The organism is Pseudoflavonifractor sp. An85, from assembly GCF_002161235.1.
In the GTDB taxonomy this organism is placed as follows: domain Bacteria; phylum Bacillota; class Clostridia; order Oscillospirales; family Oscillospiraceae; genus Enterenecus.
In genome coordinates this window covers 1-25,746 of the sequence record NZ_NFHE01000018.1, presented here as the reverse complement: position 1 = coordinate 25,746, position 25,746 = coordinate 1, and the positions used below count along the sequence as shown (strand labels likewise).

Sequence of the window (25,746 nt, the reverse complement as noted above, 5' to 3'; positions counted from 1 at the left end):
CCAACACACAAAAAGACCGCTGCAGAATTCATTCTGCAACGGTCTTTTTCACATCTCGCGTCGGCCCTCCATGGCCCGCATCAGCGTAGCGTCGTCGGCAAACTCCAAGTGGCTACCCACCGGGATGCCGTAGGCCAGGCGGCTGACCTTCACCCCGAAGGGCTTGAGCAGCCGGGAGAGGTACATGGCCGTGGCCTCTCCCTCGGTGTCCGGGTTGGTGGCCATGATTACCTCCTCCACCTCGCCCCCTGCCACTCGCTCCACCAGCTGGGCAATGCGCAGATCGTCGGGGCCCACGTGGTTCATGGGAGAAATGACCCCGTGGAGCACGTGGTACACGCCTTGATACTCCCTCGCCCGTTCCAGGGCGATGACATCCTTGGGGTCGGCCACCACGCACACCGTGCCCTGGTCCCGGCGGGGGGAGCTGCACAGGGCACACAGGCCCTCCCCCTGGGTCAGGTTCTGGCACTTGGGACAGTAACCGATGCTCCCCTTTGCCTGGAGGATGGCGTCGGCAAACGCCTTGGCCTCCTCCTCCGGCTGACCCAGCATATAAAAGGCCAGGCGTTGTGCGCTCTTGCGCCCCACCCCCGGGAGCTTTGCAAATTGTTCCACTAAATTTTCCAATGCTGGGGGAAAATAGTCCATGTGATACCCTCCAGAATTTATTCACTCACCCGCAGGGCCTCAATGGCCGCGGGGATGTCGGGCGCTCCATACACCGCCGAGCCAGCCACCAGCACGTTGGCCCCTGCGGCCACCACCCGCTGAGCTGTCTCGTGGTTGATGCCACCGTCCACCTCCAGGTCACACTGGGGGTTGTACTGGTTGATGATCTCCCGCACCCGAGCAATGGTCTTCAGCTGAGATTCCATAAAGGTCTGCCCACCAAACCCCGGCTCCACTGTCATCACCAATACCATATCCAGCTGGTGAATGTAGGGCAGGATGGCCTCGGGGGAGGTGATGGGCCGCAGGGCCACCGCCTTTTTCACTCCAAGGGCCTCAATGCGATCCAGAGCCTGTTGGATGTGGGTGGGATGATCCGCCTCCAAATGGATGCACACCAGATCCGCCCCTGCCTTGCAGAATTCTTCCACATAGCGAATGGGCTTATCCACCATGAGATGGACATCCAAAAACATATCCGTATGCCTGCGAATGGCTTTCACCACCGGAATACCAATGGTAATGTTGGGCACAAAGGCCCCATCCATCACATCCACATGTACCCAATCGGCGGTGTGAATGCGCTGAATGTCTCGCTCCAGATTGCAGAAATCTGCGGATAAAATGGATGGCGCAATCTTTACCACGCCTTTTTCCCCCTTTGCAGTTGTTCTCTCATTCTTTTCTCGCCCCACTGCCAAGAGGTGGGTACACCGCCGGGTTGTCCTCCACATAGGATACCACAAGCGGAAGGCGCCGCTCACTGACAGGGGGTCTCCCCCCTTCTCCCACGCCCCCTGATGGGGTGGGTGGCGCGCCGCATTGGCATAGCCGTCCGGCGAAGGGTTTTCCCTTTGCCGGACGGTAATTGGATGTTATTCGTACACGCAGGAGGTGGCCACTTCGCTGACCTGATAGCCTGCCTGACGCAGGGAGGCCAAGATTTCCTCCTTGTGCTGGTGGCCAAAGGCCTCCAAGGTGACCTTCAGCTCCACCCCTGCCTGCCGGTTGATGTTGACAAACTGGTTGTGATCCAGCTTGATGATGTTGCCATTGGCCCGAGCCACCAGCTCAGCCACTCGCAGCAATTCACCGGGTCGGTCAGGCAGCTGCACCGAGAAGGTGAAGATGCGCCCCCGGTTGATGAGCCCATGCTGCACCAGAGAGGAGATGGTGATCACATCCATATTTCCTCCCGACAGCACAGAAACCACATTTTTGCCCTGGCAATCCAAGTGGCGCAGAGCGGCAATGGTGAGCAAGCCTGCGTTTTCCACCACCATCTTGTGCTTTTCCATCACGTCCAGGAAGGCATTCACCAGCTCCCCGTCTCCAATGGTGAGGATCTCATCCACGTTCTGCTGGATGTAGGGGAAGACCAGATCGCCGGGGGTCTTGACGGCCACACCGTCGGCAATGGTGTTCACGGTGGGCAGGGTCACCACGTGGCCCGCCTCCACGCTGGCCTTCATGGAGGCTGCTCCCTCCGGCTCCACGCCAATGACCTTCACGGAAGGATTGAGCAGCTTGGCCAGGGTGGCCACACCGGCGGCCAGTCCGCCGCCGCCAATGGGCACCAAAATCACATCCACGTCCGGCAAATCTTTGAAAATCTCATAGGCAATGGTGCCCTGTCCGGTGGACACGGTGAGGTCGTTGAAGGGATGTACATAAGTGTACCCCTCCTCCTGGCTCATCATGGAAGCCATGGCCGCTGCATCATCAAAGGTCTCTCCGTGCAAAATAACACGGGCACCGTAGTCCTTGGTGTTGTTTACCTTCACCAGAGGGGTGGTGGTGGGCATGATGATGGTGGCGGGGATGCCTGCAGCCTGAGCAGCATACGCCACACCCTGGGCGTGGTTGCCTGCCGAGGCGGTGATGAGGCCCCGCTCCTTCTCCTCCTGGGTCAGGGTCGAGCACTTGAAGTAGGCTCCTCGAATCTTGTATGCACCGGTAACCTGCATGTTCTCCGGCTTAATGTACACATGGTTCCCGGTGGATTTGGAGAAAAAGGTACTGTAAATCAGGTCCGTGGGGTGAAGGACCCCCTCCAGAACCTTTCTGGCTTGTTTAAAGTTTTCCAGTGTCATCATGGCTCTACACCTGCCTATTTTATCATCTGAAGTAATATTTTAACCCACCAAAGAGGGAAAGTCAATGCCTCAAACCTCCACCGTTTTCTTGACATTCCCCACTTTACTGGGATACAATGAAGAAGAAAATTCTCCCTGGAGAAAGGAGCGTATGTTGTGGCTTTTGTACGCAAGAAAAGTGTCCTGCCCATTTACCTGGTGGGAGGGACTTGGCTGGTGTGGTCTGCCGTGGCCCCTCTGTATCGGCCCACCCACTATATTATGGCGGGCTTGACCTCTGCCGCCGTGTACTACCTGGGCAAAATCATTCTCCCGGACAAGGGCTATGAGCTGCCCGATGAAGAGAAAGCCTCCACCCAGGCCCAACCTCAAGCCCAGTCGCAACCCAAGGAGCCGGAAAATCCCGAGCTGCAGGCTCTGCTCCAGGAGCGGGACCGGGCCCTGTCCGAAATTCGTCGTCTCAACGACGCCATCCAGGATGAAACACTCTCCCAACAGATGGACCGGCTGGAGCACACCACAGGGAAGATTATGGACGCGGTGATGAAAGACCTGGACAAGCTGCCCCAAATCCGCCGCTTCCTCAACTACTATCTGCCCACCACCTTGAAGCTGCTCAATGCCTATGACCGCATGGATGCCACCGGCGTGGAAGGCGCCAACATCGACGGCACCAAGGGCCGCATCGAGGACATCATGGAAACCATCTGTACTGCCTTTGACCGCCAACTGGACGCCCTCTACGGCCAGGAGGCCCTGGACATTTCCACTGACATTGACGTACTGGAGCAAATGCTGGCCCGGGAGGGGCTGGGCTCCATGAATCTTTCTGCGGACCAACAGGACTAACCACAATTAGGAGGAATTTACCATGAATGACAAGCTGGACATGACCCCCACTCTGACCCTCAACCCCACCTTGGATACGGAGACCCCTGTGGCTCCCGCTGCTCCGGCCACTCCCGCTCCCGCCGAGGCCATCACAGAGATTCAACTCTCCCCCCAGGAGCAGCAGATGGTGGACGACTTCTCCCAGAAAATTGACCTCACCGACTCAGCCATGGTGCTGCAGTACGGTGCAGCCGCCCAGAAGAACATCGCCGACTTCTCCCAAAACGCCCTGAACAACGTGCGCACCAAGGACCTGGGCCAGGTGGGCGAAGCCCTCTCCTCCCTGGTGGTGGAGCTGAAAACCTTTGGGGAAGAGGAAAAGGGCGGCATTTTCGGCTTCTTCCAGAAGAAGAAAAAGGAAGCCATGGCCTTGAAGGCCAGCTATGACAAGGCCGAGGCCAACGTGGACAAGATCGTGGCGGTGCTGGAAAACCACCAGCTGACCTTGATGAAGGACATCGCCATGCTGGACCAGATGTATGAGCTCAACACCAAATATTATAAGGAGTTGACCATGTATATCCTGGCGGGCAAGAAGGCTTTGGACAAGGCCCGCAACGAGACCCTGGCCCAGCTGCAGCAGACTGCCACCCAGACCAAAACCCAGGAGGCCGCCCAGAAGTACAACGACTACGCCAACCTGTGCAACCGGTTTGAAAAGAAGCTCCACGACCTGGAGCTGACCCGCATGGTGTCCATCCAGATGGGCCCCCAGACCCGGCTCATTCAAAACAACGATGCTCTGATGCTGGAGAAGATCCAGTCCTCCCTGGTCAACACCATACCCCTGTGGAAGAGTCAGATGGTACTGGCCTTAGGGCTGGAGCACTCCCGTCAGGCTGCCGCCGCCCAGGGCGCGGTGTCCGATATGACCAACCAGCTGCTGCAAAAGAACGCCGAGATGCTCCACATGGGTACTGTGGAAGCCGCCCGGGAGTCTGAGCGGGGCATTGTGGACCTGGAGACCCTCCAGCACACCAACCAGCAGCTCATTGCCACCCTGGACGAGGTCATGGAGATCCAGACCCAGGGCGCTCAGAAGCGCCGGGAGGCCGAGGTGGAGCTGGCCCGTATCGAGGGTGAGCTGAAGCAGAAGCTGCTGGAGCTGCGGGGCTGATCCCCAGAGGGTACTGCCATGAATCCATTCAAACGAACGGGTGTGGCCGTCCTCCTCACCGCCGTCATGATCATCGCGGCGGTGGGCATCGGTCTGGCACGACGGCCTAATCGTCCCACGCCGGACATGCAAGCAGGAGATTTTTCCTGGTATGTGTCCGATCAGGTGGGTGTACTCACCCAAGCCGGCATTCGCCAGCTTCAAAAGAACAATCAGGACCTGGATTCCTCCATGGGTGTGGTCATTGGCTGCATCACCTGCAACTATGGCAAGGATGACTTGTACAATTACGCCATGGATCAGGCGGAGGCCATGGGCCTGGGCGCCAACGACTTTGTGGTGGTGCTGGACATCTCCGGGGAAAACTACTGGCTCATTCAGGGCAGCGGATTGGTGGACGTGTTCACCGACGACGACTGCTCCTCCTACGCCTGGGAGTACATGGAGCAGCCCTTTGCCCAAGGTGACTACACCCAGGCCCTGCTCTCCCTCACCGATGCCTTGACCCAGTGGTATCAGACCCACTACCTGGGCTGACAAGGAGGTTTCATATGGATATTCTCATCATCGTCTTACTGGTGATTGTGGTACTGGCTCTCAGGGAAGGCACCCATTATCGCCGATATCGGGGCGGATACTACGGCCCCACCTACGTCTATCGTCCCTTCCGTTTCTGGGGGCCACGTCCGCCCCGTCCCCCTCATCACCATCCCCACCATCCGCCCATGGGCGGACGCCCCGGGTTTGGCCCTGGCCCCATCACCTCTTCCTTCCGAGGCTCCCGTCCCAGCGGTGGAAGCTTCGGTGGCGGTCGTTCCCACCGCCCGGGCAGCTTTGGCGGTGGCCGGTCCTTCGGTGGTGGCGGTCGCTCCTTTGGGGGCGGACGTTCCTTTGGAGGCGGTGGTGGCCGCTCCTTCGGCGGTGGTCGAGGCGGCGGACGACGCTGACCACACTCACACGGCTGCAAGAGATTTTTCCTCTTGCAGCCGCTTTCTTTGATTCCACAACACGAGGTGATTTTGTTGAAGTCTCGCCCTCTGCCCGCCCCCGTTCTCTACACGCTTGCCTTTACCGTTCCGACACTGGTGCTCCTGTGGGTCTACGTTCAACTGGGTATGGCGCCCTGGGGGGACAACACCATTCTCTCCAGCGACATGTCCTCCCAGTACGTGGAATTCTTTTGTGCCTTGAAACATGGGGATGTATTTTTCTCCTGGTCCAAGGCCCTGGGCACCACATACATCGGGGTGTTCTCCTACTATGTCTCCAGTCCCCTCTCCGTGCTCACCTTGTTGGTGCCCAACCAGTACATGCCCATGGGTCTGATGTTCCTCACGGTGTTGAAGCTGGGGCTGGCGGGTCTGACCTGCTGTCTCTTCCTCCGCCACTACCTGAAGCGGAGCACTCTGTTTCTCCCCCTGCTGGCCGCCTGCTACGCCCTATGCTCCTACTCTGCTGCCTACTCCCTGTGCATCATGTGGCTGGATGGGCTCATCTGGCTGCCCGTCATTCTTCTGGGCCTGGAGTGGATTATTTCAGGTGGGCGACCCTGGCTGTTCTTCGGCAGTCTGGTGGTGTGCTTTCTCTCCACCTGGTACATTTCCTATATGATTGGTATCTTCTGCTGCCTGTGGCTGGTGTACCGCTTGGGAAGCCAGCCCATGCCCTGGAACGACATAGCCCGTCTGTTGCGCACCTTCCTGCTCTCCGCTCTGGCCGCTTTGGCGGTGACCGCCTGGATGTGGATTCCCTCCCTGCTGTCCATCTTCCGGGGCAAGCTGGGGGACGCCACCGTGGACTACTCCAGCCTCACCAATTTCTCCCTGTGGGAGCTGCCCAGCCGCCTGCTCCCCGGCCAGGGGGCCAGCCTTACCAACTCTGCCCTGCCCTACCTTTTCTGCGGCACCATTGTGGTGATATTGGCCCTGACCTTCTTCCTCCTCCCCACCATCTCTGGCCGCACTAAGGTGTCCGCCCTGGCGGTGCTGGTCTTTCTGGTGCTCTCTCTGTGGCTGTCCCCTCTGGATAAGATGTGGCACCTGTTTCAAATGCCCAACTGGTTCCCCTACCGGTACAGCTTCGTGTGTTCTTTCTTTCTCATCGTCCTGGCTGGAGAAGCCCTCAACAGACTGCCGGAATCCTGGTTCTCCTGGAAGCTGGCTCCGATCATCCCCCTGATGCTGCTGGGCTTCACCGCCTGGGAGCTGGGGTGCAACACCCAGGTCACTCTGCTGGACATCCGGGCAGTGTTTGGCTGCCAGTCCTATTCCGACTATGTGGCGTACTACCAAGAGAATGAAGCCCTGGTAGAACAAGCCCAAGAGGACGGGGACTTTTTCCGCATGGGGGCCACTTACGACCGGGGAGACAACAGTCCCCTTTCCTTTGGCTATGCGGGTATCACCCATTACAGCAGCATCTACAACAAACAGGTCAACACCTTCTTAAAACAACTGGGCTTTGCCCAGGGGTGGATGTGGAGCGTCTACTATGGCTCCACCCCCGTCACCGACAGTCTGCTGGGGGTGCGCTACGTGCTCAGCGACCAGGAGTTCCCCGGGTATGAGGAGGTAGGGCACAGCGGTAGCCTCACCCTGTGGGAAAACCCGGATGTCCTCCCCCTGGCCTATGTCTCCCAGGGCCAAGTGGGCCGCACGTTACCCGTTGGGGCCACCCCCTTTCAGGTGCAAAACCAGCTGTTGAGCCAGCTCACCGGGGCCGAACAAGAGGTGTTTTCCTCCATGGACCTGAACGTCCAGGAGGGCCCGGGACAGATCACCCTCATCATCCCCGGCACGGGAAATCCCGTCTACATCTACCTGGATGCATCGGGGCTCACCTCCCTGTCGGTCAACGGCAACGACCGATGCTCCCTCACCCCCTATGAGGAACAGCGCATCCACTCCCTGGGCGCTCCCGCCGTGGGGGAGACCCTGGAGGTGACCATCACCTGGGACACGTCCCTTCCCGCCCTGGGCTGGACTGCCATGGTGCAGCAGCTGGACCAGGAGGCACTCCGCCAAGCTCTGGCCCAGCTGGACAACACCCAGGTGGAGACGGTCACCAACTCCCAGGTGGTTCTCCAGGCCACATCGGACACGCCTTCCACTCTCGTCACCACCATTCCCGCCGAGCCGGGATGGACCGCCTATGTGGATGGACAAAAGGTGGACACCGGCGTGTGCTGGAACACCGTCCTCACCCTGGAGCTTTCCTCCGGCACCCACCAGATCACCCTGCGCTACACTCCTCCCGGGCTCATCCCCGGGCTGGTCTTGGGCGGGGTCACCATTCTGATGGGGCTGGTCTGGCTGGTGTGGAGCCGCAAAAAATCCCGATAATCAAAACCGCCGTGGAGTTTCCACGGCGGTTTTTTCCATTAATCTTCTTTGGTAGGCTGTTCCGCCAGCGGACGGCGGCGGTACTCCCGGGGCCCCCACTCGGGCAGGGGCAGCCGCTGCATGGCTCCAAACACGTAATTTTTCAAATTGGGATAGGTCTTGGACAGCTCCGCCACCAACTCCTTCACCTCCTGGCGGCGGGTGTGGCCGTCGGCGGGGCAGGGGTTTTTCACAATGGGCAGGTTGTGGCGCTGGGCGGCTCCCCGCACCATGCCCTCGCCACAGTAGAGCAAGGGGCGGATCTGGGTGATGCCCATACGATCCAGGTAGGTCACCGGCTGGAAGCAGGACAGCCGCCCCTCATAAAACAGCGACAGGAAAAAGGTCTCCACCGCGTCGTCATAGTGATGCCCCAGGGCGATCTTGTTCAGCCCCAACTCCGCCATGGCATTGTGAATGGCGCCTCGACGCATTTTGGCGCACATGGAGCAGGGATTCTTCTCCTTACGTACGTTGAAGATGATGTCAAAAATCTGGGTCTGAATCAGATGGTACGGCACCTCCAACTCCTCGCACAGCTTGGCCACCGGACCAAAGTCCATCTCCGGCACGCCGGGGTGGACGGTGAGGGCGTGGAGCTCAAAGGGCACCGGATAAAACTTCTGCAGCCGAGCCATGGCTGTGAGCAGCACCAGGGAGTCCTTTCCCCCGGAAACGCCCACTGCAATGCGGTCTCCAGGCTGAATCATATCGTAATCTTCAATACAACGGCGCAAATGGGATAAAATCAACTGCATTGGCGAAACCTCCATTTTGTAAAATGAAAACGAGTTTATAAGCGTATTCGCAAGAATAGACGAGCATAGAAAAGAAAATAAAATAACGATTAAAAAAACCTTGTTTTTTTGTTGACACCAGGCAACCCCCGTATTATAATACATCCTGCGCCTTCTTGTAAAGGAAGGAAACCCCGTGTTTTTAATGATAAATCAAGATAAATGGAGGAAATCGATATGTCTACCTTTATGGCAAACAAGGGTAACATCGAGCGCAAGTGGTACGTTCTCGATGCTGCCGGCAAGCCTCTGGGCAAGACCGCTGCCGCCGCTGCTACCCTGCTGCGCGGCAAGCACAAGCCCGAGTACACCCCCCACGCTGATTGCGGCGATTTCGTCGTCATCATCAACGCCGACAAGGCTGTCCTCACCGGTAAGAAGGGCGAGCAGAAGTTCTATCGCACTCACTCCGGCTACGTGGGCGGTCTGAAGGAGACCAAGTACCGCATCCTGATGCAGGAGAAGCCCGAGCTGGCCATGCGTGTGGCTGTGCGCGGCATGCTACCCCGCAACATCATCACCAAGGACTCCCTGAGCCGCCTGAAGATCTATCGTGGCGACTCTCACAAGCACGAGGCTCAGAAGCCCGAGGCTTGGACTGTGGAATAAGGAGGTAACCGACCATGTATAAGAGCAAGAAGCCCTATCACTACGGCACCGGCCGTCGGAAGTCCTCCGTGGCTCGTGTGCACCTGTTCCCCAACGGCACCGGCTCCATCACCATCAACGGCCGTGACATCGAGGAGTACTTCGGCCTGGAGACCCTGAAGATGGTGGTTCGTCAGCCCCTGAACACCACTGGCGTTCTGGACAAGGTGGACGTGACCGCTACCGTCACCGGCGGCGGTGTCACCGGTCAGGCTGGCGCTCTGCGCCACGGCATTGCCCGCGCCCTGCTGGAGATGGATCCCGAGTTCCGCGCTGCCCTGAAGGCTGCCGGCTTCCTGACCCGCGATCCTCGTATGAAGGAGCGTAAGAAGTACGGCCTCAAGGCAGCACGTCGTGCTCCGCAGTTCAGCAAGCGATAATTCAAAGCGCAAAACAGAAAATTTGCAAACCCCGGAAACCTTGTGTTTTCGGGGTTTTTTCAATATAGTTCAACATATAAAGCTATATAAGACCGCCTGAAATTGTGTGAGGTATGACACATACATGACACACACATGACACAATAGAAAATGTATCTTCCGTAAGATTTTTGCAATCTTCCGTAAGATACGGGAAGCAAAAGAAAAGAGGGCTGTTACACCCCCTTTTCCTTACAGTATTCGATTATCCCGGATCGCACTTCCTTCTTTGTCCGGCAATGGATAATATGACCGTCTTTGAAAATAACGTCATATCCATCGTGCATATTACCTTGGATTCCTGAAAGGAATTCCCGGTTCTTGTCTGCAATTTGCATTGTATCAAACATTCCTTCTTGATCTTTCCTGATTAAATCCTGAATGTATGCGTTGATAGATAAGCCCTTATCAGCAGCAAGATTTTTGATAACCGTTTTCATTCCTTTTGGGACGGCTAATTCAATTCTATCATAGTGTTCTGCCTTGTGGCGGTTCTTATACTCTGTTTTCCCCATATAAACACCGCCTTAGATTTTGTTGATTGCTTCCAACAGTTCTTGAATCTCAAAATGGGTATATACAACCTCTGTTACTGTCTGCCCCTTATGACCGACAATCTTTTTAATGATTTTATCCTGAACCCCGGCAACCGTCAAAAGGCTAATGCAAGTGTGCCGGGTATCGTGCGGGCGGTGATCCATGCCCATTTGTTCAATTAGGGGTATCCAATAGGAATCGTAATAATTCCGGTAAGCAAAGTGCTTCCCTTCCGGGGTGGAAAGCAGATATTCGCAATCATTCTTGTTCATCCAGTATTCAAAGAGGGGTAAAACCTTATCGGCAATAGGTACTTTGCGAATCCCCGCCTTTGTCTTGGATGCTGTTATATCAAACCATTTTTCATTGAGATTCACTTGCGCCTTTTTCAAGTCCAGCAATTCCCCGATCCTTACGCCTGAATAGATCAGCATAAGAACAACCGACACATATTCATTGGAATTGTTCCATTTCCAAACTGTTTGAATTTCTTCCTTGCTGAACGGCTGGCGATTTAGGGCATTGGGATTCTTATCCTGATATTGGTTTATGTCAATATACTTTGCATAATCCTTCCCGCATAGGTCATTTTCCATTGCGAATTTATATAGTTGGCTGAACAGAGCTTTCAGCTTTCGCAATGTGGGGTAATTTTTCCCACAGGTATCAATGATCCCTTGAAGGTGGGATTTCTTAATATCCACAAAACGCATTTTATAGAGCATAGCGCAAAGGCGGTAAGCTGCATTATATCCCTTGACGTTGGAATCTGAAATTTTGGGATAATGTTCAGTAGTCCACTTTTCAAACACTTCTTCAAAGGTGATGGAAGAACTATCCATATCATAGGGGTTTTGGTGAAAATTCCCCAAAGCAATAAGCCCTTCTTCTTTGGTTTCGTAATAACCTATGGTTTTGAATTTCTGTTTATTGATTCCGGTTTCTGTGTCCAGTTCCCAACCGACAGTTACCCTAACACGGTAAGGCTTCCGCCTGTTTCCGGGCAGCTTAGACACATTACCGAACCCATTCGGTAAGCGCATTATACCATTCCTTTCTTCGTTGATTTCTGAATCATGGAATGGTATAATTTAAATGACCACTTCATGATTCTTTGCAGGTTTCTTGAATTGGTTGCTTTCGGAATCCCTGACTGTTGCAGCAGCCGGGGATTTCTTTTTATTTGCCGTTTTCCGTTGTAGCGGGAAGCGGCTTATTTTTGTTGTTCAACAACTCTCTTGAAAAATTTACCTTCTATCACGGCAATAGCAAAGGCTTTTGCACTTGATTGAAGATCATCAAATTCCTTTTCCGTGAAAGTTGCTTCATGCCCATCTTTGGATAGAACAATTTCCCATTCATCGGGGACTTGTACCCTTTGGAAAGGATCATCTTCATCTTCCCAATGCCATTTGAGTATATTTTCTTTCACAATGTATCCAGCTTGTTCAAGAAATTCATTGAAATTCAAGTATTTATGAATTGTCTTGATTTGATCGGCGTTTTGCCTGTCATAATATTCCCACCCCATAAGGCTATCCGGCGAAACATCAAGTGCTTCAGCAAGTTTTCCGATCATTTCAATGTTAGGCTCTCTTTTGCCTTTTTCCCAATAATTTAGGCGGGTAGGGGTTATTCCTAACTTTTCGGCTAATTGTTTTTGGGTAAGATTCTTTTTTTCACGGGCGTTGATAAGCCTTTCGGCAAATGATCCCAATAAATTCACCCCCTTTCACAAATCTATAATACACCCAAAACGCTAATTTAGCAACAGTAAAATTCACAAAACGCTAATTTAGCTATTGAAAACTTAGCGAAACGGTGATATTATGCCATTAGCTAAGCATAATGCTAATCGCAAGAAAGGCGGTGTGTCAGGTGACTATTATAAAAGTTCGGCGGGGTATCAATGGCTTCCGGTATTCTGCTTGTGATGAAAACGGCTATTTCATCGGGAATTTTATGAAACTGGCAGATGTGCGGCAGCACTGGAAGCTTGAAATCAAATGGGGACAAGTGGTTCTTATCCGGGAACTGGACAAGCAGCCGGATATGGCAAAGATTGAAGCCACCAAAAAGGCAATAGAACATATTTTGAAATCTTATGCGGGAAGGAAGAAAAGATGATGTGTAAAGTGATTGATCTTGCAAGTAGAGTAATAAACAAAACAGAAATTCGCTGGAATATAAAGGTTGATTCAAAAGCAGATGAAAATTTAGGGATTATGAAAAATCCATCAAATGAACAAGTGATGATCTACATAACCACATATTCCTTTGACCGAATTTCACCAATGAGGGATAAGGCATTGACAGAACTAAAACGGGAAATTCTGAAAAATCAAATAGAATACGCTTAAAAATATCCCCGTCAGTGCTGCAACACCAACGGGGATGAATGACCGAAAATCAGGATGAAGTGATAAGCGGATCATAAAAAGAAAGAAGGTGAACAGATTGAAGATTAATCTTCAAAAATTGCAGATCGCAATGGCAAATCAAGCGTTTTCTTCCAAAGAACTTTCTAAAAAATGTGGCGTGTCGCAGGTGACGATTACCCGTATTACAAAAGGGGTTCAGGTTGCAAGACCGCAGACAATCGGAAAGATTGCAAAGGCGTTGAATGTGCCTGTAACTGAAATCATTGAAACTGAATAGGGATTCCGAAAGCAAACCAAATTTTGAAGAAAGGACGGATAGATCATGAAGTATCGTATTGAATACGCTGGCAAGCGGTGCTGCAACATTGCTTGTAACAGAAATGACCTGATCGAAAAGCTGAAACTTCTAAAAGATGAAGTTGTGGTTGACATTCGCAAGGTTTACAAAAGCGGCGTTTCCGATTCCGTGATGGAAATATATGAACGGTATTTGCGGAAGTAAACCATATCAGGATGAAGTGAAAATCAGACGGAAGGGGGTGCTTAAATGTTTACGGATGAAGAAATCTTAAAAATCCTTTTCGATGATAAGTTTTTTGAAGGGGGGAATGGAACTAATGAAGATGCATACAAAGCCCCCTATTCCAATCGGATTCCAAAACCCTATTCAGAAGCAGTGCGGTTTCGCTATGTGTGCGGGTTGATTCCCATGAATCGTGTATTGGTAGATTATGACGATCAGGCGGCTTTCGATTGTAGATTGAAAATAGCTATTGCCCGAAAAGAACATTGCGTTGTAATAAAATCACCCAACCGGGGCGGTCATTTTTATTATGATAACGTCAACCATATTATATCGAAGTCTGAGGATCACAAGAAAACGCTGCTAACGCTACACCCAACAGACTATAAACCGGGGATTAAACTTGTTGAATCTTCCGGGGAAATTAAGGCAGCTAAAAATTGCGGGTGTATATCAATGCCGGATGGTTCGATGCGTAAAATCCTTTATGCCAATATCCGGGAAGATGGAACATTGGATGAAATACCATTCTATGATGTTCCGCTAAAATCAGAAGTAAAATATGAATTCCTTAATATGGGTGTTGGGGACGGAAGAAACAACGATTTCTTTTCCTACATGAATCCGCTTAAAGCAGAAGGATATTCTTATGAGCAGTATCTTGAAATTGTCGATTTAATCAATAGGTTTTTGCTTTCCAAACCGCTTAAAGCAGATGAATTTGATACTGTTACCCGGCGTGAAGCATGGGATTCTGTTAAAGCAATCGACACTTCAAAATTTTATAGTAGAAAGGGGCAATTCCTTCATAACAAGTTCGGTGATTACCTGATAGAGAAATATCATATTCAGAAGATCAATGGGTATTTGCATACTTACCAAAGCGGTATCTATCTTCCGGGGTATGAACCAATAGAAAGACTTATGGTGCAGGAAATAGAAACCCTGACACGGACAAAGCGGAATGAAGTGCTTGACTATATCAGGATTAAAGCCAATGATTCACAGGCTGCTTCTCCGTTACTAATTGCGTTCAAAAATGGTTTATTCAATGTTGAACGCAATGAACTATTGGATTTTTCACCAGAACAGGCTGTTACAAATTTAATTCCGTGGGAATACAATCCCGGCGCAGCTTGTCCCTTGGTTGATGATGTACTTGACCGCCTTTCATGCGGTGATCCTGAAATCAGGGCATTACTTGAGGAAGTTGGGGGAATGTGCCTGTACCGGGATAATACCATAGGGGGCGGAAAAGCCGTTATCTTGGTGGGGGAAAAAAGCAATGGAAAATCTACCTTCATTTTTATGCTGCAATCTATGTTGGGGGATTCCAATGTATCAAACCTTGATTTTAAGGATTTGGACAGTAAGTTTTCAACCGTCATGCTATTTGGCAAGCTGGCAAATTTGGGGGATGATATTTCCGATTCATACAAAGAAGATGTTGCGACCTTCAAAAAGATAGTAACCGGGGAGCCGGTCAAGGCGGAAGAAAAAGGCAAGCCGCCATTCAATTTCAGACCTTATGTGAAGCTGATTTTTTCAGCCAACAATATTCCCCGGATGAATGATTCTACGGGTGCAGCTTTGCGGCGGCTTTTAATTATCCCGCTGAACGCACACTTCAATGAAGCAGATTCCGGGTATGATCCACAAATCCGGTATAAGCTGGCGGAAACAGAAGCGGTTCAATATTTCATCAGGCTTTCAATTCAAGGCTTGCAGCGTGTGTTGGAACGGAAGAAGTTCACGATTCCTTCAAAGGTGCAGCAGGAAAAAGAAGCCTATGAGAAAGAAAACAACCCGGTATTGTCCTTCATTGAGGATTGCCGGAATGATTCCGGGGAAATTGAGGGTATCTTCAATGAGCCGACAAAGGAAGTTTTCAAGCGGTATGAAGTATTTTGTGCTGAAAACGGCTTCCGCCCTATGAGCAATCTTACCTTTTCAAAGCGGATCAATCAAGCGTTAGGAACTGTGGTTGTCCCTTTGCGGTTCGATGGAAAGCAGAAGAAAGCGTTTGTTAAACCGTAGGTGTTACCGTTCAACGGTAACAAAAATCAAACAGTAACACAAACGGTAACGCCTTCAAAACCCTTGATAATTCAATAGATTTTAATGGGGTGTTACCGTTGTTACTGTTCCTTGAAAGTTCTATATAGAGAAAAATAATTGTTATCCGATAGCTTTTTTTTTTGAAAATAATAGATATATAAAATAGGTTATTAACGGTAACAACCGTAACATAAGAAAGGAAAATGATTATGAATGATGTGATTTTTACAGAGAAAACAGAAGTTGAGGGCGGATATTGCCCGATTGTAGGCGGTAAATGCCGCTTAGATTGTAGGTTTTTTATTGATGTTGATGATGGGTGCATGATTGAACAGAGCTATCATAACACGGTTGAAATCCTTGAACGGATGGATGAAGCAGAGAGAAAAGCCGCTGAAACGGCTATGTATCAGGATTAAGGGGGCTTGACTATGAATGAACAGCAGATCACAAAGATTGATGAAAACAACATGAAAGCAAGGGCAATTCTGCAAAGCCTGATTTTTGCCTTGGAAAAGGACGCTGATCCGGGTGAGGAAATCTGTATTCTTCCCATGCTGGAAGCAGCGTGCGATTATCTGAACGATACAAACCGGATGTTTCAAAATCGGGTGTGATGGCGGATACTGAACCGTTTTGAAATGTTTTCGGGATTTTCAAGCTACTTTGAACATTGGAACTATCACAAGGGTAACTGTGAAAGTCCCGAAAATAGCGGTTTTATCGGCTTCCGTGTGTCATGCGTGTGTAATAAGCATATTGAAATTAACTTTTCAAAAGTAAAAGGCGGGTGAAATATTGAACAGAAATGAAGTCGTTTTGAACCGTTTGAGGGCGATTATAGGTGATGAATTGTTTCGGGAAGTGTGCTATCAAATGCCGGGGGAAGATATACATATTCCTGTTTTTGGAAATGGATTTACCAGCATTAAGGATCGGAATTGGGCGATTCGTCAAGATGTTTGGAAAGGCAAAAGTATTTTGGAAGTTTCAAAAAAATACGAACTGTCACAATCTCAAATATATAACATTATCAGAAGCCGGGAGTAATCCCGGCTTTATAATTTTGCCCGAAAACTACAATATATTGTTATATAACTTGATACAAATACAATATATTGTATAATTAGAGTATTGGAACAGGAAAGGCGGTGTGATATGACGAGGAATAATAAAGAACTTATCGCCTTGAATCTTCTGACATACCCAACCAGCAAGGAAGCTGCTGAAAAATCCGGCGTATCTATTACAACCATTTACCGCCTGAAAAAAGATAAAGACTTTCAGGAGATATTACAGAAGGTCAAAAACAGCATTTTTCAAGAAACCATGCAGAAAGCGCAGGGATATTGTTTGGAATCGCTGGAAGTGTTGCGGGAAGTGGCAAAAGATAAATCGGCAACGGATTCTTCAAGGGTATCTGCTGCAAGGGCAATCCTTGAATTGGGCATCGCTCTATATGAGAATGAAAACATTATCCGCAGGCTGGATGAAATGGAAAGAAGGTTGACAGGTGATTAAACGCAGAGTTGGACAGATGGCGATTGCAAACCGTTTGAAGAAGCTGGAAGCAATGCAGGAAAATAAAGAGCATATCGGGGTTATCGTGTTCAGCGTTGAAGATGATGGAAAAATGTGGGCGCTTATTGAAAAAGAGGAATTAAAGTTTGAAACGATGTTTGAAGCTGAAAATTATTTGATAGGCGTTCCCGGCGTTACTAAGAATACGGTCATTATTGTTGATGATTTGATGGTGTGGGGGGATGGCTTATACCTTCCTTGCGATCCATTGTTATATTTTTGCAATTCAGAACAACGGTGCGAATTTGCTGCATCAACGATGAATCTTGAAAAATGGTTATCGCTATACATTCCATTGATTCAACGAATATTAGCGGAAAGCATTAAAAATCCCAATATGCAGCTTCCGGGATTTGATGATCCGGCGTTGCAGGATTTGATTCAGAATTACAATTCAATGAGCATTGAACAGCTTGTTGAACGGTATAAAGATGAAAAATGGTTCAGAGGAAAGGGTAGATGAAAATGAAGGGTACAATCAAGTTTTTCAACACAAAGCGGGGATATGGATTTATCACCGGGGAAGATGGCAATGATTATTTCCTCCATATATCGGCTATTGAGAGTTTTGCCGGGGTTTATCCAGTGGGCGGTCAGAAAGTCGAATATGGGGAAATATATGACGCACCAAAGGGCAAAGAAGCCCGTCACGTTATTTTGGTAGAACAGTAAGAAATTGAAGGGAGAATTGGAAAATGGAAAGAACTTATGAAAGCTATGTTGCAAGGACGGAAGCTATTATTAAAAATTTTGAAGATGAAGTTAAAGAAGCGCAGGAAACCGGGTGTGAAATGATGGTTGATTGGCGTTACAGTGCGGAAGGAAGAATTGATAACATAAAAAATCTTAAAGTTGGCTTGCAGGAAAAGGCGGATAACCTTACAAAGCACTTCAAAGAAAACGCAAGGAAGTTTTGCAATGAATATAAGGTTACGCTTCCCAATGACGAGAAAACGCATACAGAAGATGTTGCAAATGCCTTGAAGGTTATTGATATGGTGGGCTTCAAGCTTACGCCTGACATTCTTAAAAGCATCATGGAACCGCTGAAACATTCCTACACGAATATGAAAATGATCCATGATGTGATTTATGCAAAAGGGAATGTATCAGAAGCGGGACTTGCCGGAATTGGCTATGATGAAGCGATTTATGAAACCCTGATTGAATATATGGGTATCAATACTTCCGCTGTTGAATATCTGGACAGGCTGAAAGAAGTTGAAGATATTGAAAATATTCCCGGATTCAAGTTTTCGGTTTCTATGTATGGGGGTGCAACCCCGGTTATTATCACCCCGGATGTGCCTTACTTCTATCTTACCTTGCCGGACACTATGAAGGAACTGGGGAAGATGTATGCAACACTGGAAAATGAGTTTTCCGAACTGTTTACAAAGCACATTCCAACGGATGGCGAATTGATCCTTTCTTCTTTGAAATAAGTTCAGAATGGGGTTGCGGGTGCGTCCCGCAGCCCTGTTTTGGTAGGAGGGCGTATATGACGATTCAACAGAAAGCAGCACTTAGGGATCAAGAAAAACTTATCCGTGAAAGCCTTGAACGGATCGCCCATTGCAAACAGCTTGGAATTCGCCAACAGACTATTGATAAAATGATTTCTTTAGTGGTTCGTGCTAAAGCTGATTATGATGATATGAAACGGAGATTTGGAGCAAATGACGAATGAAGAATTGGTTGAACAGGTACAAGCTGGAATTGATACCGCCCATAATATGGAACAGCTTTATTTGCAAAACCGGAACTTCATTTATCAGGTGGCAAAGAAATATTCTTCTAAGGCTGAAATGGATGATCTCTTGCAGGAAGGTTATTTAGGCTTATATGAAGCTGTGAAGCGATATGAATTTGATAAGGGTACAAAGTTCCTTTCCTATGCTGCATATTGGATAGAACAAGTTATCAAAAGATATACAGATAATAACGGGCGTAGTAAAAGAATTCCCGTTTATATGCAGGAAAGAATTTCAGCATATAAAAAGTACATTGCAGTTTGCCATAGCACCGGGAAAGAGCCAACAGAAGCTGAAATTTGTAAGGCTTTAGAAATAACGGAAAAGCAGCTTGCCGATTTAAGACGGGCATTAAGAGAAATGAATTCTGTAAGCCTTGATGATTATATTGGTGGCACTGATGATCTGACTTTTGAAGAAACCATAGCTGATCCGGTAAATTTTGAGGAAGAAACCGTTGAACGGCTGGCGGAAGAACACTTTGAAAAAATCATTTGGAAAATCGTTGATGAATTAGGCGATATAAAAAGCAAAGTTATTTCCGGTCAGTATAGGTATTCAAAATCCCTTGAAAAATTGGCGGATGAACTGCATTTATCCCGTGGACGCATACAACAGATCAGGAATAGCGCATTACGGATATTAAGCCAAAAGGAACAAATTCAGGAAGCAGCTTTATTCTATGGGTGCGATTATTCAAGAGGCTATAAAGGCGGGCTTTCTTCCTTCAAGTATTATGGTTCTTCGGTGGAAAATATAGCCTTGCGGCGGATTGAGCAGGAAGAAAAAATTGCCCGCTTGAAACATGGGATCAGAGAGAATGAAAAAATCATTAAGCAGTCACTAAACATTGATGAACTATTTTCAAATGTTTTGAACTTTGCTTCACAGAAGGACGGTGAATCCAGTGCAGCAGAAACATAAAATCATTTTTGAATATATGGGCGGCACAGTGACCGCCTATAAGACACAAGCGGAAATTGCGGTAATGCTGAAATACCCGGATTTGAAGCTGATAAGCGTGAATGATTCCGGCGTGTGTTACCGCTCAAAGAAAAGAAAGGGGAAGAAAAATGCTTAACCATCAGAAATTATTTTTAGACACCACAAAGGAATATACCCGACAGATCAATCAGCTTTTGGATATGGCGGTAACGGCAGACAGAAAACAGATCATGCAGTTCACACTTGTTTTGAACAAATTGAAAGGTTCGCTTCAAAAATTGCAAAAGCAGCAACCTAAATTTAAGAAATACATTACCGATCCGGCTAAATATGAAGCACTGCTAAAGCCTTATATTTCTTTACTGGAAAGCACAAAGGCAGAGATTGAGAGGTTACAGAAGTGAATAGCGGTATTGGAATAAACTACTATGCAAAGAAAGTAGGTGAAAAATATGGCTTCTATCAGAACAGCGATTGAATTATATGATTCTTTTACAGCCCCAATGATGAACATTATCCATGCGGTAAGTATGGGTGTTTCTGCTATGGAGAATATGCAGGGCGTAATGAATGAACCTATCAATAGTTCAATCGGTGATGATATTACAGAACAGATGAATCAGGCGGTTCAGGCAATAGAAGAAGCAAGGGCGGCGTTGTCTGAACCTGTCACCCATGAAAACACGGGTATTACTTGGAGCAGCCCAACCATGCCAACATTTACCAATACAGGAATTGAACGCTTTGAACAGGAAGTGCAAAGCGCAAATTCTATGTTGGAGCAGTTGAGCGGTACACAGGCTACCATTGCAGCACAGGCAGCCCATACAAGCGTTTTCCCGGCGAATATGGTAAATGATATGAATACCATGCAAAGCCGGATTCAGGGTATTCAGCAACGCATACAGGCTATTGAAAATAATCCCCTGAATATGGGGACGGATCGGGCAAGTGCGGAACTGGAAGGCTTACGATCTCAATTAGATCAGGCGATACAGGCACAAAATGAAATGAATTCAGCTATGGAACGAATGGATGTTTCAGCAGCTAATAGTGCTTATATGAGATTGTCGCAGACGGTCAGTGCAACTGAAAGATATATTCGTGATAATGTTGATGAACAAGGGCGGTTTAACCGTGAAATCAATGAAGGTGTTCATAGTGCAAATAATTTGATGGATTCTATCAAAGGCATGGTTGCGGCTTATGCCACGGTTCAAACGATAGGTGAAATTATCGGGTTATCCGATACAATGACACAGACAACCGCCCGTTTGGATTTGATTGTTGACGATGGCGGCAGCGTGGAAGATTTGCAGAATAAAATATTCCTATCAGCAGAAAGGGCAAGGGGTTCTTACTTGGCAACCGCTGACGCAGTTTCCAAATTGGGGATGCAGGCTTCACAGGCGTTTTCTTCCAATGATGAACTGATTGCCTTTACTGAACTTCTGAATAAGCAGTTTGTAAATGCTGGAACTTCTGCACAGGGTATAGATTCCGTGATGTTGCAGCTTACCCAATCAATGGCGGCCGGCGTTATGCAAGGGGAAGAATTAAATGCAATCATGGATAACGCTTCTATTATTGTTCAGGATATTCAGCGGTACTTGCAGGAAGTACAGGGCATTGACGCAAGCAATATTAAAGAACTGGCTTCGGAAGGTATTATTACAGCGGAAGTTATTAAAAATGCTATGTTCTATGCCGCCGATGAAACTAATGCAAAATTTGAAACCATGCCTAAAACCTTCGGGCAAGTGTGGCAATCTTTCCAAAATACCGCATTGATGGCATTTCAAACTGTTTTGAACAGGATGAACGATTTTGCAAATAGTGAAGCATTTAACGCCTTTATAATGAGCGCACAGGAAGCAATGCTTGTTTTGGCGGGTATTGTTACAAGCATATTTGATATGATGGGGGCAATAGGAACATTCGCCTATGAAAACTGGTCGATTATCAGCCCTATTATTTGGGGGATCATCGGCGCACTTGCGATATATGCGGCATACTTGGCAATCACAAAAGCGGCAGAACTGGCAAGTGCAGCCGGAAAAATTATTCTTTGCGTGGCTTCTTATGCTCATGCGGCAGCCACAGGCGCAGAAGCAAGCGCAACGGCAGCAGCAACCGCCGCACAGTATGGTTTTAATGCCGCATTGCTGGCGTGTCCTATCACTTGGATTATCATTTTGATTATCGCCCTGATTGCCCTATTTTATGCAGCAGTTGCGGCGGTGAATAAATTTGCCGGGACTTCCGTTTCTGCAACTGGTATCATTTGCGGGGTGTTCATGGTGGCGGCAGCGTTCATTGGAAATCTGTTCGTTGCCTTGATTAACTTTGTCATTGATATTTTCGTTGTGCTTTGGAATTTCATTGCCGCATTTGCAAACTTCTTTGGGAATGTGTTCAATGATCCGGTTGGGGCAATCGCAAGATTGTTCTTTGATTTGGTTGATACTGTCCTTTCGCTGTTGCAGTCTTTGGCAAGTGCCATTGACACAATCTTTGGTTCAAACCTTGCGGGGGCGGTTCAAGGTTGGCGTGATTCCCTTGGTGGGTGGGTTGATTCCACCTTCGGACAAGGGGAAGAAATCATGGCAAAGCTAAATGCGGAAGATTTGCATTTAGATAGATTTGAGTATTCCAGCGCATGGGATGCGGGGTATTCGTTCGGTGAAGGAATAGATGAAAGCATTGCAAACTTCGATCCTTCTTCCTTGTTTGATACCAATGTTCCGGGTGCTGGTGACTATGCCGATCTTAGCGGATACGGCAGCGATTTAGGCGGGCTTGGTGGTATCGGAAGCGGTGTGGATGATATTGCCGGGAACACCGGAGCAATCGCTGACAGCATGGATATTACAGAAGAAGATTTGAAGTATCTTCGTGATATTGCAGAGCAGGAAGCAGTGAACCGATTTACAACCGCTGAAATTAGCGTTGATATGTCCGGGATGCAGAACAACATTTCTAACGGAATGGATTTGGACGGAGTTATTTCCGGGCTGACAGAAGGTGTAAATGAAGCGATTGATAGCATGGCGGAAGGGGTGCATGATTGATACCTGAAAATGAGGGAAAGCCCTTCGGTGAAATATCCGGGGGCTTTTTCTTTGTCTTGACTATTGGTGTCCAATAGTTTATAATTTTAATGTAAGATTGAACTTTTCAAAAGGGGTGATTGAATGGAAGTCAGGAAAGCAAATGTGATGTTTGGCAAAGCCGGGGGCAACGCAAGCCGCAATTCATATACTTGCAGAATATCCCTTCCCAAAACATGGGTTGACCGCATGGGGCTAAACCCGGAACGGCGGGAAGTGCAGATTGCCTTTGACGGTGACAGAATAACCATTCAGCAGCCGGAAGGAAGCTCGATAAAGCAAGCCCCTTTAGCTGACAATAAAAGAATCCGGGCTTTTGCGTTGGTATGGGAACAGATGTACAGAAACCACGCCAATATTCCCTTTGGGTTCTTTGAAGATATGGATTTTATCGGGAAAGGGCTTGCGGATTTGGGCTTTGTGATGGATTGCGGGGAATCCGTGAAAAGAGCTTTTCCCGGCGTGGATGTGTTCAAGGACAATGAAGCGTTCAAGCGGATCATGGATCAGGTGGACTTGCAGACTTTAGGCAATGCGATTTTTTCACAGTGGCGGTACTGGAATCATTGGAGCATGGGGCGCATGGAAGAAGCTGATTTTGAATGGTTCGTGATAGCATATTCCCGGCTTGCTGAATTGGCAGCTTGACGGATAAGAAGCACTTTTGAAAGTTTATTTTCAAGGGTGCTTTTTCTATGCTTTTCTTCCGGGTAGTATAAGTTATCAAGGACACACAGAAAACCGTTATATGAGCCTTATATAAAGCCCTGATATAATGTTCTTACGCCTTACGGCGGCAAAACTATTATATCAGGAGGTTCAAAAGATGAACAGGAAAAAGAAACTTTTACGGGTTGTTGCGGCGGTAATCTGTCTTGTGCTGCTTCTGGGGGCAAATGCGGGAATATCGGCAGCGGAAACGGATACAAAATATGTTTCCGATATAAATGAACTGCTTTCTGCAATTAAGTATGCAGATGATGGAGATGTAATTGTAATTTATGGGGAAATCACAATTTCAACAGATTTGGAAGTTCCGAAAGGGCAAATTACCATAGAAAGGGGCGATATGAATAGCTGTTTGCTTACACGCAACGGTGTGAGGGTTGATTTTCAGAATATGAATTTTGAAGGAAATTCTTGGAAATCTGCATATCCCTTTATCACAATACAAGGTGATTTCAGCTTTGAAAATTGCACATTCCAAAATTGCGGTGATCCTGATAACCTTTCAAGCAGCGGATGTATTGGCGGGGCTGTACAAATAAAGCAAGGTATCGGAACTTTTAGTAATTGCATATTTCAGCGGAATAATGCAGTAAGCGGCGGTCATGTTGCCGTTATGGGAAGCGGAACAGTTTCTTTCAATCAATGTTTCATGGAAAATGGCTATTCTGTTTCTTCTGGCGGGGCTATTGCTATCACCGGAAAAACGACTTGTGAAATAAATTCGTGCGTGATAACTGAAAACTCGGCAGGTGACTTTGGGGGTGGGGTATTAAACAACGGTGATTTAACCGTGAAGGATTCAAGGATTTTTGGAAATACAGCTACAAATGGCGGTGCAGATATAGGGAATAAAGTGGGCGCAGCTATTGATCTTCAAGATAGCGTTGAAAGGCTGAATGAACTTTTTGCAGAAGATAATATCATTGTTCATGGTTGGGTGTGCGATTATGATTTTGGACAAGGTATCTTTATCCCGGATGTTGATCCGGCAGCCGAAAATGCGCTTTTGAAGCTGGACTATGAATATAAGCAGCCTGAACCGGAAATCCCGGAAGAAACCGAACCAACGGAGCCTGAACCCACAGAGCCGGAAGAACAAGAGCCGACAGAACCCGCAGAATCAGAGGAACAGCCCACGGAAACAGAAGAACCGGATGAATCACAGTCGGAGCAGCCAACAGAGGAAGAACCCAACATAGAGCCGGAAGCACCAGATGATGGAAACCCGGATGAAGAACCCACAATCCCGGCAACACCTTCTGAACCATCCGTTAATAACAACAGTACCACAACCACGACAACCACAAATTCAAACAGTTCAACGGATAATTCAGACCGTTCAACCCATAGCACCACAACGGATAATTCACGCCGGACAGAAACCAACGATTCAAATAATACTTCCACGGTAAATAATTACTATGCACAGGATCAGCAACCTTCCAGCGGTAGGGAATCCGTTCAAACAATCGTTGTTCCCGCTGGAAACAGCGGAAGCGGCGAACCCATAGAACAGACAATCAGAGTTGAAACGCCGGACGGCAGCACCGGGGCGGATGGTATGACCTTGAATGTCAATGTGAATATTGGAGAGGACGGAACGCCGGATCAGGAAGCAGAAGCTTCACCACAGCAGCAGGACGGGGCTTCATGGTATCAAGTGGCGGTTCTTTGTCTGCTATCTGCTATCTTGGTTTGTGTGATAAAGAAGCGTTGATTTAGGCTTATATAAAGCCTGTACATATTAGGCGATAGTTTATAGGCGTATCGCTAAAAAACTTCTATATATAGCTTATATGGGCTTGCACAATGGAAATGAATGTGATATAATCGCAGTCCGAGGTGTTCCGGGGATGTTCAATCCTTTCTGAAATTTTGAGAATTTTAGATAACTTTGAACATTACACTAACATGACACAAAATCCCCGAAAGTCCTTGAAAATCAATGTTTTGTAGTTATCCAAGCGCTAATCGCATTTGGATCTTTTCAAAGGATGTGTCGCAAAACGTAAGTTTTGTGGCACATCCTTTTTTACTCTCAACAGCAAAAACGAATCCAGTATGTGGAACTTCCGCAGCGTTTTGGGCATGCAAAAGCCAGCCCACAC

Annotated in this window: 33 protein-coding genes; 26 read left to right on the top strand and 7 right to left on the bottom strand. The window is 48.2% G+C overall.

The features are described from left to right. Positions 1 to 48 precede the first annotated feature (48 nt). From recR to ilvA, 3 genes are all read right to left on the bottom strand, one after another. A complete protein-coding gene (gene recR, locus B5G37_RS09430; protein WP_087256803.1) occupies positions 49 to 651 on the bottom strand; it encodes a recombination mediator RecR in 603 nt (200 codons plus the stop codon). A gap of 17 nt (positions 652 to 668) precedes the next feature. Continuing rightward, the gene (gene rpe / locus B5G37_RS09425) at positions 669 to 1,319 is read right to left on the bottom strand and encodes a ribulose-phosphate 3-epimerase (protein WP_087256801.1); all 651 of its coding nucleotides are present in this window, start codon (positions 1,317 to 1,319) and stop codon (positions 669 to 671) included. Between the two features lie 228 nt (positions 1,320 to 1,547). Then, on the bottom strand, positions 1,548 to 2,768 hold the full coding sequence (gene ilvA, locus B5G37_RS09420; protein WP_087256799.1) for a threonine ammonia-lyase: 1,221 nt from the start codon (positions 2,766 to 2,768) through the stop codon (positions 1,548 to 1,550). Between the two features lie 156 nt (positions 2,769 to 2,924). On the opposite strand from ilvA, the gene B5G37_RS09415 reads away from it, so the two are divergent. From B5G37_RS09415 to B5G37_RS09395, 5 genes are all read left to right on the top strand, one after another. Continuing rightward, positions 2,925 to 3,617, top strand: a complete 693-nt coding sequence (locus tag B5G37_RS09415) for a 5-bromo-4-chloroindolyl phosphate hydrolysis family protein (RefSeq protein ID WP_087256797.1) — start codon at positions 2,925 to 2,927, stop codon at positions 3,615 to 3,617. A 22-nt stretch (positions 3,618 to 3,639) separates the two neighbouring features. After that, positions 3,640 to 4,776 (top strand): toxic anion resistance protein, encoded by a 1,137-nt coding sequence (locus tag B5G37_RS09410; RefSeq protein WP_087256795.1) that lies wholly within the window; start codon positions 3,640 to 3,642, stop codon positions 4,774 to 4,776. An 18-nt stretch (positions 4,777 to 4,794) separates the two neighbouring features. After that, positions 4,795 to 5,313: a TPM domain-containing protein gene (locus B5G37_RS09405; protein WP_087256793.1), complete on the top strand. Its 519-nt coding sequence runs from the start codon at positions 4,795 to 4,797 to the stop codon at positions 5,311 to 5,313. Positions 5,314 to 5,327: 14 nt separating this feature from the next. After that, positions 5,328 to 5,723: a hypothetical protein gene (locus B5G37_RS15555; protein ID WP_087256791.1), complete on the top strand. Its 396-nt coding sequence runs from the start codon at positions 5,328 to 5,330 to the stop codon at positions 5,721 to 5,723. A gap of 72 nt (positions 5,724 to 5,795) precedes the next feature. Next, positions 5,796 to 8,117: a YfhO family protein gene (locus tag B5G37_RS09395; protein ID WP_158099386.1), complete on the top strand. Its 2,322-nt coding sequence runs from the start codon at positions 5,796 to 5,798 to the stop codon at positions 8,115 to 8,117. Between the two features lie 38 nt (positions 8,118 to 8,155). Here the strand turns inward: B5G37_RS09395 and B5G37_RS09390 are convergent, their stop codons facing one another. Further along, positions 8,156 to 8,914, bottom strand: a complete 759-nt coding sequence (locus B5G37_RS09390; protein WP_087256785.1) for a tRNA 2-thiocytidine biosynthesis TtcA family protein — start codon at positions 8,912 to 8,914, stop codon at positions 8,156 to 8,158. Positions 8,915 to 9,130: 216 nt separating this feature from the next. On the opposite strand from B5G37_RS09390, the gene rplM reads away from it, so the two are divergent. Next, a complete protein-coding gene (gene rplM, locus B5G37_RS09385; protein ID WP_087256783.1) occupies positions 9,131 to 9,562 on the top strand; it encodes a 50S ribosomal protein L13 in 432 nt (143 codons plus the stop codon). A 14-nt stretch (positions 9,563 to 9,576) separates the two neighbouring features. Beyond that, on the top strand, positions 9,577 to 9,981 hold the full coding sequence (gene rpsI / locus B5G37_RS09380; protein WP_087256780.1) for a 30S ribosomal protein S9: 405 nt from the start codon (positions 9,577 to 9,579) through the stop codon (positions 9,979 to 9,981). Positions 9,982 to 10,196: 215 nt separating this feature from the next. Here the strand turns inward: rpsI and B5G37_RS09375 are convergent, their stop codons facing one another. From B5G37_RS09375 to B5G37_RS09365, 3 genes are all read right to left on the bottom strand, one after another. After that, entirely contained in the window at positions 10,197 to 10,535 is a 339-nt protein-coding gene (locus B5G37_RS09375) for a hypothetical protein (RefSeq protein WP_087256777.1), read from the bottom strand. Positions 10,536 to 10,547: 12 nt separating this feature from the next. Beyond that, positions 10,548 to 11,573 (bottom strand): site-specific integrase, encoded by a 1,026-nt coding sequence (locus B5G37_RS09370; RefSeq protein WP_343229707.1) that lies wholly within the window; start codon positions 11,571 to 11,573, stop codon positions 10,548 to 10,550. Positions 11,574 to 11,770: 197 nt separating this feature from the next. Next, the gene (locus tag B5G37_RS09365) at positions 11,771 to 12,274 is read right to left on the bottom strand and encodes a helix-turn-helix transcriptional regulator (protein ID WP_158099385.1); all 504 of its coding nucleotides are present in this window, start codon (positions 12,272 to 12,274) and stop codon (positions 11,771 to 11,773) included. Positions 12,275 to 12,435: 161 nt separating this feature from the next. Between B5G37_RS09365 and B5G37_RS09360 the strand changes: the two genes are divergently transcribed. From B5G37_RS09360 to B5G37_RS09275, 19 genes are all read left to right on the top strand, one after another. Continuing rightward, positions 12,436 to 12,684: a hypothetical protein gene (locus B5G37_RS09360; protein ID WP_087256771.1), complete on the top strand. Its 249-nt coding sequence runs from the start codon at positions 12,436 to 12,438 to the stop codon at positions 12,682 to 12,684. Next, a complete protein-coding gene (locus B5G37_RS09355; protein WP_087256769.1) occupies positions 12,684 to 12,917 on the top strand; it encodes a hypothetical protein in 234 nt (77 codons plus the stop codon). The genes B5G37_RS09360 and B5G37_RS09355 overlap by 1 nt, the downstream gene beginning before the upstream one ends. A gap of 97 nt (positions 12,918 to 13,014) precedes the next feature. Further along, positions 13,015 to 13,215: a helix-turn-helix transcriptional regulator gene (locus tag B5G37_RS09350; protein ID WP_087256766.1), complete on the top strand. Its 201-nt coding sequence runs from the start codon at positions 13,015 to 13,017 to the stop codon at positions 13,213 to 13,215. A gap of 45 nt (positions 13,216 to 13,260) precedes the next feature. Beyond that, positions 13,261 to 13,440, top strand: coding sequence for a hypothetical protein (locus B5G37_RS09345; protein ID WP_087256763.1), 180 nt, complete (start codon positions 13,261 to 13,263; stop codon positions 13,438 to 13,440). Between the two features lie 45 nt (positions 13,441 to 13,485). Next, the gene (locus B5G37_RS09340; protein ID WP_087256760.1) at positions 13,486 to 15,498 is read left to right on the top strand and encodes a DNA primase family protein; all 2,013 of its coding nucleotides are present in this window, start codon (positions 13,486 to 13,488) and stop codon (positions 15,496 to 15,498) included. A gap of 230 nt (positions 15,499 to 15,728) precedes the next feature. Beyond that, positions 15,729 to 15,938 (top strand): hypothetical protein, encoded by a 210-nt coding sequence (locus B5G37_RS09335; RefSeq protein WP_087256758.1) that lies wholly within the window; start codon positions 15,729 to 15,731, stop codon positions 15,936 to 15,938. 12 nt (positions 15,939 to 15,950) lie between these two features. Further along, complete coding sequence (locus B5G37_RS09330; RefSeq protein WP_087256756.1) at positions 15,951 to 16,136, top strand: hypothetical protein; 186 nt, start codon at positions 15,951 to 15,953, stop codon at positions 16,134 to 16,136. Positions 16,137 to 16,317: 181 nt separating this feature from the next. After that, entirely contained in the window at positions 16,318 to 16,569 is a 252-nt protein-coding gene (locus tag B5G37_RS09325; protein ID WP_158099384.1) for a Mor transcription activator family protein, read from the top strand. Between the two features lie 108 nt (positions 16,570 to 16,677). Then, on the top strand, positions 16,678 to 17,040 hold the full coding sequence (locus B5G37_RS09320) for a hypothetical protein (protein ID WP_087256752.1): 363 nt from the start codon (positions 16,678 to 16,680) through the stop codon (positions 17,038 to 17,040). After that, complete coding sequence (locus tag B5G37_RS09315) at positions 17,033 to 17,563, top strand: hypothetical protein (RefSeq protein WP_087256749.1); 531 nt, start codon at positions 17,033 to 17,035, stop codon at positions 17,561 to 17,563. Before B5G37_RS09320 ends, B5G37_RS09315 begins: the two co-directional genes overlap by 8 nt. Next, positions 17,560 to 17,772, top strand: coding sequence for a cold shock domain-containing protein (locus B5G37_RS09310; protein WP_242962857.1), 213 nt, complete (start codon positions 17,560 to 17,562; stop codon positions 17,770 to 17,772). The genes B5G37_RS09315 and B5G37_RS09310 overlap by 4 nt, the downstream gene beginning before the upstream one ends. Positions 17,773 to 17,795: 23 nt before the next feature. Further along, complete coding sequence (locus B5G37_RS09305) at positions 17,796 to 18,545, top strand: hypothetical protein (RefSeq protein WP_087256747.1); 750 nt, start codon at positions 17,796 to 17,798, stop codon at positions 18,543 to 18,545. Positions 18,546 to 18,601: 56 nt separating this feature from the next. Next, positions 18,602 to 18,790, top strand: coding sequence for a hypothetical protein (locus B5G37_RS09300; RefSeq protein ID WP_087256745.1), 189 nt, complete (start codon positions 18,602 to 18,604; stop codon positions 18,788 to 18,790). After that, entirely contained in the window at positions 18,780 to 19,778 is a 999-nt protein-coding gene (locus B5G37_RS09295) for a sigma-70 family RNA polymerase sigma factor (protein ID WP_087256742.1), read from the top strand. Before B5G37_RS09300 ends, B5G37_RS09295 begins: the two co-directional genes overlap by 11 nt. Then, entirely contained in the window at positions 19,762 to 19,935 is a 174-nt protein-coding gene (locus tag B5G37_RS15215) for a hypothetical protein (protein ID WP_158099383.1), read from the top strand. Before B5G37_RS09295 ends, B5G37_RS15215 begins: the two co-directional genes overlap by 17 nt. Beyond that, the gene (locus B5G37_RS09290; RefSeq protein WP_087256740.1) at positions 19,928 to 20,203 is read left to right on the top strand and encodes a hypothetical protein; all 276 of its coding nucleotides are present in this window, start codon (positions 19,928 to 19,930) and stop codon (positions 20,201 to 20,203) included. The genes B5G37_RS15215 and B5G37_RS09290 overlap by 8 nt, the downstream gene beginning before the upstream one ends. A 48-nt stretch (positions 20,204 to 20,251) precedes the next feature. Then, a complete protein-coding gene (locus B5G37_RS09285) occupies positions 20,252 to 22,870 on the top strand; it encodes a tape measure protein (RefSeq protein WP_087256738.1) in 2,619 nt (872 codons plus the stop codon). 123 nt (positions 22,871 to 22,993) lie between these two features. Next, positions 22,994 to 23,557 (top strand): AbrB/MazE/SpoVT family DNA-binding domain-containing protein, encoded by a 564-nt coding sequence (locus tag B5G37_RS09280; RefSeq protein WP_087256735.1) that lies wholly within the window; start codon positions 22,994 to 22,996, stop codon positions 23,555 to 23,557. Positions 23,558 to 23,735: 178 nt separating this feature from the next. After that, complete coding sequence (locus B5G37_RS09275; protein ID WP_087256733.1) at positions 23,736 to 25,355, top strand: right-handed parallel beta-helix repeat-containing protein; 1,620 nt, start codon at positions 23,736 to 23,738, stop codon at positions 25,353 to 25,355. The last annotated feature ends 391 nt before the right edge of the window (positions 25,356 to 25,746 follow it).

Bases quoted from the DNA above. Each gene is read 5' to 3' on its own strand.
- B5G37_RS09275 (WP_087256733.1), top strand. From the start codon at position 23,736: ATGAACAGGAAAAAGAAACTTTTACGGGTTGTTGCGGCGGTAATCTGT.
- B5G37_RS09300 (WP_087256745.1), top strand. From the start codon at position 18,602: ATGACGATTCAACAGAAAGCAGCACTTAGGGATCAAGAAAAACTTATC.
- B5G37_RS09335 (WP_087256758.1), top strand. From the start codon at position 15,729: ATGAATGATGTGATTTTTACAGAGAAAACAGAAGTTGAGGGCGGATAT.
- B5G37_RS09295 (WP_087256742.1), top strand. From the start codon at position 18,780: ATGACGAATGAAGAATTGGTTGAACAGGTACAAGCTGGAATTGATACC.
- rplM (WP_087256783.1), top strand. From the start codon at position 9,131: ATGTCTACCTTTATGGCAAACAAGGGTAACATCGAGCGCAAGTGGTAC.
- B5G37_RS09280 (WP_087256735.1), top strand. From the start codon at position 22,994: ATGGAAGTCAGGAAAGCAAATGTGATGTTTGGCAAAGCCGGGGGCAAC.
- recR (WP_087256803.1), bottom strand. From the start codon at position 651: ATGGACTATTTTCCCCCAGCATTGGAAAATTTAGTGGAACAATTTGCA.
- B5G37_RS09390 (WP_087256785.1), bottom strand. From the start codon at position 8,914: ATGCAGTTGATTTTATCCCATTTGCGCCGTTGTATTGAAGATTACGAT.
- rpsI (WP_087256780.1), top strand. From the start codon at position 9,577: ATGTATAAGAGCAAGAAGCCCTATCACTACGGCACCGGCCGTCGGAAG.
- B5G37_RS09330 (WP_087256756.1), top strand. From the start codon at position 15,951: ATGAATGAACAGCAGATCACAAAGATTGATGAAAACAACATGAAAGCA.
- B5G37_RS09290 (WP_087256740.1), top strand. From the start codon at position 19,928: ATGCTTAACCATCAGAAATTATTTTTAGACACCACAAAGGAATATACC.
- B5G37_RS09320 (WP_087256752.1), top strand. From the start codon at position 16,678: ATGACGAGGAATAATAAAGAACTTATCGCCTTGAATCTTCTGACATAC.
- B5G37_RS15555 (WP_087256791.1), top strand. From the start codon at position 5,328: ATGGATATTCTCATCATCGTCTTACTGGTGATTGTGGTACTGGCTCTC.
- B5G37_RS09310 (WP_242962857.1), top strand. From the start codon at position 17,560: ATGAAAATGAAGGGTACAATCAAGTTTTTCAACACAAAGCGGGGATAT.
- B5G37_RS09375 (WP_087256777.1), bottom strand. From the start codon at position 10,535: ATGGGGAAAACAGAGTATAAGAACCGCCACAAGGCAGAACACTATGAT.
- B5G37_RS09305 (WP_087256747.1), top strand. From the start codon at position 17,796: ATGGAAAGAACTTATGAAAGCTATGTTGCAAGGACGGAAGCTATTATT.
- B5G37_RS09410 (WP_087256795.1), top strand. From the start codon at position 3,640: ATGAATGACAAGCTGGACATGACCCCCACTCTGACCCTCAACCCCACC.
- ilvA (WP_087256799.1), bottom strand. From the start codon at position 2,768: ATGATGACACTGGAAAACTTTAAACAAGCCAGAAAGGTTCTGGAGGGG.
- B5G37_RS09405 (WP_087256793.1), top strand. From the start codon at position 4,795: ATGAATCCATTCAAACGAACGGGTGTGGCCGTCCTCCTCACCGCCGTC.
- B5G37_RS09345 (WP_087256763.1), top strand. From the start codon at position 13,261: ATGAAGTATCGTATTGAATACGCTGGCAAGCGGTGCTGCAACATTGCT.
- B5G37_RS09340 (WP_087256760.1), top strand. From the start codon at position 13,486: ATGTTTACGGATGAAGAAATCTTAAAAATCCTTTTCGATGATAAGTTT.
- B5G37_RS09285 (WP_087256738.1), top strand. From the start codon at position 20,252: ATGGCTTCTATCAGAACAGCGATTGAATTATATGATTCTTTTACAGCC.
- B5G37_RS09355 (WP_087256769.1), top strand. From the start codon at position 12,684: ATGTGTAAAGTGATTGATCTTGCAAGTAGAGTAATAAACAAAACAGAA.